Source organism: Anabaena sp. CA = ATCC 33047 (assembly GCF_963870205.1).
Lineage (GTDB): Bacteria > Cyanobacteriota > Cyanobacteriia > Cyanobacteriales > Nostocaceae > Trichormus.
In genome coordinates this window covers 46,118-55,959 of the sequence record NZ_CAWMSA010000027.1, presented here as the reverse complement: position 1 = coordinate 55,959, position 9,842 = coordinate 46,118, and the positions used below count along the sequence as shown (strand labels likewise).

Below are 9,842 nucleotides of genomic sequence, written 5' to 3'. Positions count from 1 at the left end.
GAGGGGGATGAGGGGGAAGTGTTGTTAATGGTTTGCTGTGCTAGCCAAGTTGCTAACCAGCCACAGATACCAATGGCTAAACCTAATTGAGTGATATCAACACCAGCAACAAAGATTCCTCGCCCTAGTAGGAGTAATAAAGCATAAATAATGACAGACGCATATAAGTTAATGCCTAAACTATGACGCGGTTCATCTTCAGTGGTTGGAGGTGGGGAATAGTGAGAGCGATCGCCTGTTATAGTGATGATAGTTGTACCTACCATTGCCACATATATCGCTGCCACGGGCAACAATGGTAATTGCCAACCCCAATGTAGAAAACTTAAACCCAGAAGATTGATTATCGGTAGTTTGCCTCTGGGTGCGTTGGTGATGACTGCGCGATGATTACATAATAAAACTGTGACTATTGTCAGTATCGGGGAGGCGATCGCTACTGTCAACCAGTCTACAGGATTACGCCACAACCCAAAGCTATCCATTGCCCAAAAATTGACAGGCACTAATAACAGTGTGACAATCATTAATGTCTGTGCTGTCAATCTCAGGTTATTTTGTCTTCCCGCCCAAAAGCTTAAACCCCAAAAACTCAAAGTATAAGCAAATAATACTCCATACTGTCCTGCCGCCGGAAACCTTTCCCATTGACTCGCCGCTAAGACTCCAGAAGACAACACAACTAAAAATACACCCAAAAACAGCAGCCAACGCACGCTTAACTCTGCGCCTAAAGACTGCAACATTTGGTTAAAAACGTTAGGTTTTGCTGGTTGTTTTGGTGCTTCCGGTAGATATGCAATTAACGACGGTGTTAATACTGCTTGTGGTTCAGGTTTTACCTGGGTTTGCAACTCCACTCTACAGGAAAGATATTCTCTACATATTTGCTTGACTTGGGTATCAGAAATTAAACCCAAGTGCAACCATATATCCAACCCTGCCAATAACTCAGGATGGTGAGATGATATTTTGAAATTAATTTGTGTGGGCGGATGCTCAAAAGGTGATGACATAAGCCGCAGGAGGTTAACTAGATACCTCAATCATCATTTGGTAACAGTATATTTATGCGATCGCTATGCCAGTTATTCTACTGACTGCTACTAATTATTCATGTAAATTCGCATTACTTAACCTTGCCAGAACCGTAGATGTTTGGAAAAACCAAAGTTCTCACAGATACAAAAGCAATTTTCAAAACCTTGTACAGATGTTTATGAAACGTCTCTACATTTTGGTTTCATTAGCCGAGAAATCCTGTCAAACTTTGCGCCTAAACCTTAGCTAACTGGTTAACCTAGGGTTAGCACCACCTGACAAATCATCTCAAAATGCAAATTGCGCCCTTCTTACCAATTGCTTACCGGCTTCTTAAACCTAGTTTTCCCACCTGTCTGTGGAGTGGTAATTGTCACACTAAAACTATAGCTTTGACTTTTGATGATGGCCCCCATCCTGAATATACTCCCCAAGTGCTAGCAGTGTTAGACCGTTACAATATCCCAGCTAGCTTTTTTTGGTTGGGTGTGTGTGTCAACCGTTACCCAGAAATCGCCAAAGCCATAAGCGATCGCAGTCATTGGATCGGATTACATGGTTATGATCATCGCTCTTTTCCCATGCTTTCACCCAACGACCTCAAAGAAAGTTTACATAAAACCCAAACCGCTATTTATCATGCTTGTAATATCTTACCTACACAAGTCCGCGACGTTAGACCACCCAACGGTTTATTTACACCCCAAACTCTCCACCTATTCCGACAATGGCAATACCGCCCAGTCATGTGGAGTGTTGTCCCAGAAGATTGGGTTAGACCAGGAGTGACTAAAGTTGTACAGCGAGTTCTCAATCAAGTCCAAAATGGCTCTTTGATTGTACTACATGATGGGGCTTGTGGTGGACAAGATGTAGCTGCCACAATCCAAATGCTCATACCCCAACTGTTGCAACAAGGTTATGAGTTTGTTACTGTTGATGCGCTATGGCAGCAAACTCATCATACAGAATTCACAACCTGATACAATTCTCACAAGATACCATAGAGACGTTACACATAACGTCTCTAGGATGTTGATTTTAAGATATTTGTCAGGTAGTTTTAGCTGACGGCTGTTCAACAACTTCAGACTCAGGAGTAGTAGCCGCAGCTTCCTGATTACCCAAAAGTTCATGGATTTCATTTAATGAGCTTGGTTTAATCACAGCTTCTTCTGTAGGCTCATTCACATACTCAATCAGGTCTTGTACTTGGCAATTCAAAGCTTTACAAAACCTCACAATTCTTTCAATATGATCAGTTCCAGTTCGGCCACTTTCCCAGTTTTGGATAGTGCTTTCAGTCACGCCGACAAGCCGGGAAAGTTCAAGCTGGGTTAGTCCTGCTTTTTCCCGAAGCAAAGCAATCCTTGATTTTGGCTTTTGTTTCACAGCTACAGCACTTTTATTTAACTATAGTATCTATCTATAGTCGTATATCCTATCATCAAAGAAAACCTACGCCCATAAAATTGCTAAAAAACTTTGGGTAAATTGATAAAATTGTTTACATACCATACTCACCCCGATCAAAAATGGTTGTCATGTCTAAGCCAATACAGAAACAAACTTCGCACTTATGGTATGTACGCTACTTCAAAAAAAGTAGTTAATATTTGCAAATTTAGCCAAATGTCAAGATAAATTAATTAAAATTTAGTTTTGTTGCATTTCTAAATGCTGCAACAAGATTGCTAGTGAGCGAGAAAATCGGTAAAAACCGGTTAAATAGGGACTTGTAACTGATTTTCTAGATTAACACGCAACCACAAGTCAGCAAACGACCAAACACAACACTCGTCAGCAGCTTCTAGAAAATCTTCGGGTTTATTAGTAATAATCGCATTGAGTTGATAATGTTGCCAACAAACCAACTCCACAGCAGATTCAAAATCCTTCACAGGTGACACTCGTGCTGTTTGTAGCAGATTTTGGTCAACCAGACAAATTTGCACTTGCTCTAACAACCAATTAATTACTATATCAGCAATCTGAGGAGTTTTTAAACAAGCAGCATAAGCATAAATTTTCTGCAATCCCACATCCGTTAAGTACATCTGAATTGATGGATGTACTCTTTCTAGTAATTGTCTCACATCTGTGGTCAATGCAGTGCGATTCATCAAAGCTTCTAGTATTAAATCAGCATCAATTAAAATTTTGAACACTTTTAACCCCCATTTTCCATCCTCAATTGAGTGATACGAACTCTGAAAGCTCAATGGTTTCAGCATCACTAAACATCTTTTGTCATTAATTAGTAGTTTTTCTGTTAGCCAATACACACAAAAATTGGTAACAGAAAATATAGAAATATCAACTTGTCTTTTCTAAGGCAAGTAAATCAGTAGATACAACCTAAAACAATAAACTTCCGGATAAAACGCCAAATTCTTAGAAAAATATCATAACAGCATCGATGTCAATAATCAGACCTAAATTAATTCCTCTGTTTATTTTCTTAATAGAGGAACTTAACCACCTAACTACTTACATGGTTTGACACAGACTAGCAATAGATTAACATTTTAGAGATGACGATAGATAATTGTTGAGAGTTCCAAATGCAAACCAGTATTTTTATAATTTTTAATAAAATCTTAATATTATATCATTGATTATATAATTTTAGCCGTTCAGGACTGACGAAACTGGTACAGCTATGCTCATATCTTGCACCAGTTTCGTTATGTCACATCTTGCACCATTCTCAATCAGCTTCAGGCGATGCACAGCTAACAACGTAAAACTAAAGCTTTGGGCAACTGCCAAGCAATGCCCACCCTACAAACCGGTACAGCTATGGCACATTATGAGGGTGCGTCAGATGTGGAAACTTTTTGAGTTTTCACCCAATCATTGCTGCTGACGCACCCTAAAAGATACTCCCCTACTGCTTATGTTGCTGGAAAATCCGGAAAATCTGATGATGATTACTCATTCATATTGTGGTACGTAGCAACTGCGGAAGGTGATATACGATTGAGATAACGGAAAATCCAGTATTTAAAAATGGTATCTAAAATCACTGGAAAAGTAGCAATAAATAAGAAGATAAAGTCTCGATTGGCTGGTAAACCCCAGTGACGAGATACGCCTTCCAAAATTACTTCCCAGCCGTGAGGAGAGTGAAATCCGACAAAGATATCGGTAAATAAGATAATGATAAAAGCTTTGGCACTGTCACTTAAACCATAGACAACATTATCAAAGAAATCTTTCAGCACCATAATCGAAGACTTGCTAATCAGTAACAACCAAATAAATGTGCCTACAGAAAAAATGTCCGCAAAAACATTTTTAATCGCATTCGCACTTTCACCACGAAACTCATTAGCAACCTCACGCGCTTTCTCTTGCATTTGAGTTTCTAGTTCTGCGGGGGAAAGCGGAGGAGCATTACTAATCAGGTTCTCAAACTTAATTCGTTCTTCAAATCGTTGCAGAGTGACTAAAGCTTCTTCCTCCATTTCTTCATTAAGAAATATTTGCTCGGCTTGGGAAGTTCTCAAGCGATCAACTAACGGCCCTACCACTAATGCTTTTGATAACTGATGGGTTAACAGAGGTACTATAATAAGTAATAAAATAAATCTAATAGATATGATGGTTCTTTTTTGAGCTTGGCGGAAATTCTGCACCACATCTTGTTCTGAGTTGGGGTCTAATTCAATTTGCAGACGGCCAATAGTGCTTAAAATAGAACGAGGGAGAATACCAGTTGAATCGGCTTTGCGGCGGATTTTATTATTTGCTTGTATATTTTGTCTAGGTGTTGGTGGTGATGTTGGCGCGTATATGCGTTCTACCAAATTATTCTTTTGGGCTGGAGTTATCCCGGAAGGAGTGGTGAGTGATTTGTTGTGATGCGGCACTGATTCATGGGGAATGCTTGACGATTGGTTGACAATAGGCGAAGACGTTGCTTCTGGCTCAAAATTGGTGTATTTTGAGGTGACTTCATCAATAAACTTTAATTTTTCCAGAATTACCGCAGGACTAGGATACTCTATACCAGCTTTATGAGCAGCTTTTTGATTAGATTCGTTAGCAAACCACCGACTAAACTTAAATTCTGTCAGACGCATTCTGACTAATTTTAATTGTTTGTTTAAATCTGACTCAAAATAATCCATCACACTACTACTGTAAATGGCTGAGTCGAAGTCTATTTTATTACCTTGAAAATATTCATCTTCTATGGCTTGAATCTTCAAAGCTGCCTTGTAAGCTTCATCTAAAGAACGTTCTGGAGTACGTAAGTACCATCGGTAAGCGGACAACAAAAACGGATAAATTTGGTGTTCAAAGACAGAAATTTTCATCGGGAGTAATCATCCAAGATTGTTGATTGCGTGGTGATTATTATTTTTAAATTAACGCAAAGTATAAATATAAATCTGCTTAGGAGAGGGTGAGTGGTTTCTAATTCTGTTTGGATTGTTGGTAGTAGTCGCAGTGGTAAGACTACTCGCTTGATCGAAAAATTTTGTGCTTGGGTACAAAACGAAAAACAGATTTACGAGTTATTTTATACTAAAAAAGCTCTACTGAATGCAAGCAGTGACACCCCACCATCTGTATTGATTCAGCAAGCCAAACCGGGGGTTTTGGTATTGGCTGCTAATGGTGATAATCGTCGGGAATTAGGCGACAAAATTGTTACCAAAACCCTAGGAAAATATCCTGTGCGGGCGAAAACTCCATTAGGTTTTTTTCAAGATGATGTTATCTTATTTTGGCCTTTACTGATTGAATTGTTGAATCTTAAGGCACAGTTTCCTGTGCGTTTGCGCCCTGAAACTGAGCAAGAACTAGCCACTAAACTTTGGAGGGCGCAGTTAGATGAAGCAACTTTACGCCGTGTGGGAGTGAATGAGTACCGCTTAGTCAGGCGCATTCTGGACTTGATGCAGTTAGCTGCTTATAGTGGTAAAGCTTGTGAGGATATCGCTGAGATTTTGCAAACAGCTTTAAATGAACAGTCCCTTGATCTAGAACCGGAATTTTTGGCATCTTTGCTGCTAAATTGGCGTAATTGGTGCTTAGAGAGGGGATTTCTTACCTATGGAATTATTACCGAACTCTACACTCAGCATTTACTACCTCATCAGGATTATCAACAGCAACTAATTAGCCGTTATCAAGCTGTCTTGGCGGATGATGTAGATGAATATCCAGGTGTGGCGCGTGATTTGTTCGAGTTGCTATTAAATCAAGGGGTTGTAGGTGCGTTTAGCTATAATCCTGATGGTGGGGTGCGATTGGGATTAGGGGCTGATCCTGATTATATGGCAGGGTTAGGAAGGCTTTGTCAAATAGAACTTTTGAGCAATTCGGTTGTAGACTCGTTAGCCGATAGACTAGCTACACCAATGGTGGAATCAGTGACTACACAAATGGTATTGTCAGATTTACCCAGGGTGGTGCATTCAATTCAAACTACATCCCGTTCTGAGTTATTGCGGAAAACAGCCCAAGTGATTGCTTCTGCTATCAAGTCGGGACAAGTGGCGGCAGAAGAGGTAGTAATTATTGCCCCTGGTTTAGATGCGATCGCTCGTTATGCTCTAGTAGAAATCCTCACCAAGCAAAATATCGCCGTCGAGTCTCTCAATGAGCAACGTCCCCTGGTTAGTTCCCCTGTGATTCGAGCGTTACTCACCATGCTGGCTTTAGTCTACCCCGGTTTGGGACGTTTGGTAGACCGGGATGCTGTCGCCGAGATGTTGGTGGTTTTGAGTAAAAAACCAGAAGCATCAGAAATGCCTGCCGCACTCTCGACTAATATCGATCCGGTAAGGGCGGGATTAATAGCAGATTACTGTTTTGTCCCCCATCCAGAACACCCGAATTTGTTACCTGTGAAAACCTTTGAACGTTGGGATCGGATTGGTTACGCTGCTACTACAGCTTATACTGAGATTTTAGAGTGGTTAGAACAACAGCGATCGCAAAAAGAACAGCATTTCATTCCTAGCCCCATTGCCCTGTTAGATAGAGCCATTCAACGCTTTTTATGGAATGGTAGTAACCTTCCCTACGAACAACTAGCAGCACTGCGCGAATTACTAGAAACTGCTCAACACTATTGGGAAATTGACACCAGACTGCGACAAATTGATCATCTCCAGACGACATATACCAATACCATCGCCGAGTTTATTCAACTACTGCGCCAGGGGACTATTACCGCTAATCCTTATCCTATACGTTCTATCGGCAAAACTAAAAAAGCAGTCACCTTAGCAACTATCTTTCAATACCGTGTGAGTCGAAGATTTCACCGTTGGCATTTTTGGCTAGATGCAGGTTCACCCCTCTGGGCTAAAGGTGGGGCAGCTACTTTGTTTGGTGCGCCGTTTTTCTTGCAAGATAGATTAGGGCAACCTTGGACAGCAGAAGATGAACAGCAGTTAGACGCTGAACGTTTACAAAGGATTTTGCAAGATTTGTTATCCCGTGTGTCTGGGAGAGTTTATTTATGTCACAGTGAGTTAGCGGTGAATGGGCAAGAGCAATTGGGGCCTTTGTTACCGTTGGTTCATGCTTGTGTACAGAGTGCGGGGTAGGAAACGCTCCAGGGGCGCAAAGTTGGAATTGGGTTGTGTGTCTGATTTTAAGAATTACAATATTAAGTAAAGTAAAAATGTGTATAAGAATTTAGTGGGGAAATCAATGGGATTATTTGGATTTGGTAAAAAGTTGGTGATGCCCTCTCGTGAGCAAGCTTTACCGGGAAGAACTCAAATGATGCCTGTACCAGCTACTCATTATGTGAATAACAACCCTCTCAAGCCGCCTTTTCCTGAAGGTATGGAAATGGCTTTGTTTGGTTTGGGTTGTTTTTGGGGTGCAGAACGGAAGTTCTGGCAAAAGCAAGGGGTTTATACAACTGCGGTGGGTTACGCTGCTGGTTTCACTCCTAACCCTACCTATGAAGAAGTTTGTTCTGGTTTGACTGGACACAATGAAGTAGTATTTGTGGTGTTTGATCCCCAGGTGATTAGTTACGCGGAATTACTCAAAGTGTTTTGGGAAAGTCACAACCCCACTCAAGGTATGCGTCAAGGTAATGATGTCGGTACTCAATACCGTTCAGGAATTTATGTTTATTCCCCAACGCAAAGACAGCTAGCTGAAGTTTCACGGGATGCTTATCAAGAAGCTCTGAGTAAGGCTGGATATGGGAAAATTACTACAGAAATTCTGGATGCTCCTGAATTTTACTACGCAGAAGCCTATCATCAGCAGTACCTAGCGAAAAATCCTAATGGTTATTGTGGTTTAGGCGGCACAAATGTAGCTTGTCCTATAGGGGTGTTGGAATCTCCAGTTAATGGGTAGTTGAAGCAGCAAGGGAATTTCAGGGGAGGACTTTCCCTATTTTTCCTTGCTCTCTAGAGATTACCGCTTAGAGGATTGTATCTAATGGTAACTGCCAAAAAATACAGGCGAACAAGATTATAGCTGTGTGTGCTAGTTGCTACTAACTACTCAGAACACTGATTTGAGTAAAGCGATCGCACCCGCCCATAGTACAATACTGATGGGTGCGCCGATTAAAAGACCTGCGATCGCCCAACCTCGTTGATGGTCTTTGAATTGTTCAATACTGCGCCAGCGTCTACTTTTCCAAGCCCATTCATTACCTTTTGCACCGAGTCCGATCGTCATTATCCAACCAATTTGGGGTACAAAACAAAATAATCCTACCCAAACTTGATTACTCCACAACCAAAACCAAGGTAATAAAAAAGCCCCCCAATTCCATCCTTGAATTTCCTCCGGTACTTGCTCTGTGGTGTTATTAATTCCACACCCAGAATTATTAATAAACGGTTTTCTCGGTGGTAGTGGGGTCAAGGTTGCAGATTTCACCGCTAAACCATTTCTCAGCGCATCTAGAGCTTGACTCGCAGTAGTAAAACGTTGTTCTGGTGCTGGTTCTGTCAGCTTTTGCAACCATTTGACAAAACCCGGACTCAGATTAACTAAATTACTAAATTGTATCCGTAAATCTTTCTGAGGTAATTCCGCCGGAGAAACACCAGTTAACAGATAAATTAAAGTAGCCCCAAGTGCGTATAAATCCGATGCTGGAACAGCCCGACCGCCATATTGTTCCATCGGTGCATAACCATAAGTTCCCACAACAGTAAAAGTCACACCTTCTTTAGCAGCCTTATCTTGAACCGCGCCAAAATCTACTAAATAAATATGTTTATCCTCACCCAAAATTAAATTACTAGGCTTAATATCACGATGCAAAACTCCAGGATTTAACTCATGCAAATACATGAGAATTTTTAGTACCTCAGTTGCAATTTTCTTTGCTTGTTTTTCCGTAAATCTTTTGCCAGCAGTGAGTTTTTCTTTGAGTGATTCGCCGGGAATATATTCTTGAACTAAACCAAACCAAAGTGTGCGGTCATCAACACAAAAATAATCAATATATTGGGGAATGCGGGGATGATTTAGCTGTTTGAGAATTTGCGCTTCCCGTTCAAATAGTTTCAAGTCGTCCCACTGCACCGCACCACCAAAAGCCAAAAGCTTAACTACAACCTGTGAATTTTCTGTATCATGAGCTTGTAAATCTTTAGCTAACCAAGTTTGACGAATGCCATTGTTACCCAATTGTCGTAAGACTTGATAACGGTCATGCAATATTTGTTCTACTTGCAGCATTTTGCACCTGCTGGCAATTTACATAAAGAATTCCCCTATTATTAGGATAGACAAAAAATTTAGGAGATGAGGGAGATGAGGGAGATGAGGGAGTGGGGGCAGAAAAACTA

At 40.8% G+C, this 9,842-nt stretch carries 7 protein-coding genes and 1 pseudogene; 3 read left to right on the top strand and 5 right to left on the bottom strand.

The genetic code is table 11. The features are described from left to right. A pseudogene (locus AACS98_RS06630) lies at window positions 1-1,016 on the bottom strand (DUF2157 domain-containing protein); the annotation flags it as partial. A gap of 318 nt (window positions 1,017-1,334) precedes the next feature. On the opposite strand from AACS98_RS06630, the gene AACS98_RS06625 reads away from it, so the two are divergent. Further along, window positions 1,335-2,024 carry a polysaccharide deacetylase family protein gene (locus AACS98_RS06625; RefSeq protein ID WP_066377548.1) on the top strand — a complete coding sequence of 230 codons (690 nt, stop codon included), beginning with the start codon at window positions 1,335-1,337 and terminating at the stop codon, window positions 2,022-2,024. Window positions 2,025-2,094: 70 nt separating this feature from the next. Here the strand turns inward: AACS98_RS06625 and AACS98_RS06620 are convergent, their stop codons facing one another. The 3 genes from AACS98_RS06620 to AACS98_RS06610 form a co-directional block, all read right to left on the bottom strand. Continuing rightward, window positions 2,095-2,433 carry a helix-turn-helix transcriptional regulator gene (locus AACS98_RS06620; protein WP_066377547.1) on the bottom strand — a complete coding sequence of 113 codons (339 nt, stop codon included), beginning with the start codon at window positions 2,431-2,433 and terminating at the stop codon, window positions 2,095-2,097. 332 nt (window positions 2,434-2,765) lie between these two features. Beyond that, window positions 2,766-3,209 (bottom strand): hypothetical protein, encoded by a 444-nt coding sequence (locus AACS98_RS06615; RefSeq protein ID WP_066377583.1) that lies wholly within the window; start codon window positions 3,207-3,209, stop codon window positions 2,766-2,768. Between the two features lie 765 nt (window positions 3,210-3,974). Further along, window positions 3,975-5,366 (bottom strand): proton extrusion protein PcxA, encoded by a 1,392-nt coding sequence (locus tag AACS98_RS06610; RefSeq protein ID WP_066377545.1) that lies wholly within the window; start codon window positions 5,364-5,366, stop codon window positions 3,975-3,977. 93 nt (window positions 5,367-5,459) lie between these two features. Between AACS98_RS06610 and AACS98_RS06605 the strand changes: the two genes are divergently transcribed. Together AACS98_RS06605 and msrA are read left to right on the top strand one after the other, a co-directional pair. Further along, the gene (locus tag AACS98_RS06605) at window positions 5,460-7,613 is read left to right on the top strand and encodes a hypothetical protein (RefSeq protein WP_066377543.1); all 2,154 of its coding nucleotides are present in this window, start codon (window positions 5,460-5,462) and stop codon (window positions 7,611-7,613) included. Between the two features lie 106 nt (window positions 7,614-7,719). Continuing rightward, on the top strand, window positions 7,720-8,388 hold the full coding sequence (gene msrA / locus AACS98_RS06600; protein ID WP_066377542.1) for a peptide-methionine (S)-S-oxide reductase MsrA: 669 nt from the start codon (window positions 7,720-7,722) through the stop codon (window positions 8,386-8,388). 150 nt (window positions 8,389-8,538) lie between these two features. Here the strand turns inward: msrA and AACS98_RS06595 are convergent, their stop codons facing one another. Then, window positions 8,539-9,732 (bottom strand): serine/threonine protein kinase, encoded by a 1,194-nt coding sequence (locus AACS98_RS06595; protein ID WP_066377541.1) that lies wholly within the window; start codon window positions 9,730-9,732, stop codon window positions 8,539-8,541. Window positions 9,733-9,842 lie beyond the last annotated feature (110 nt).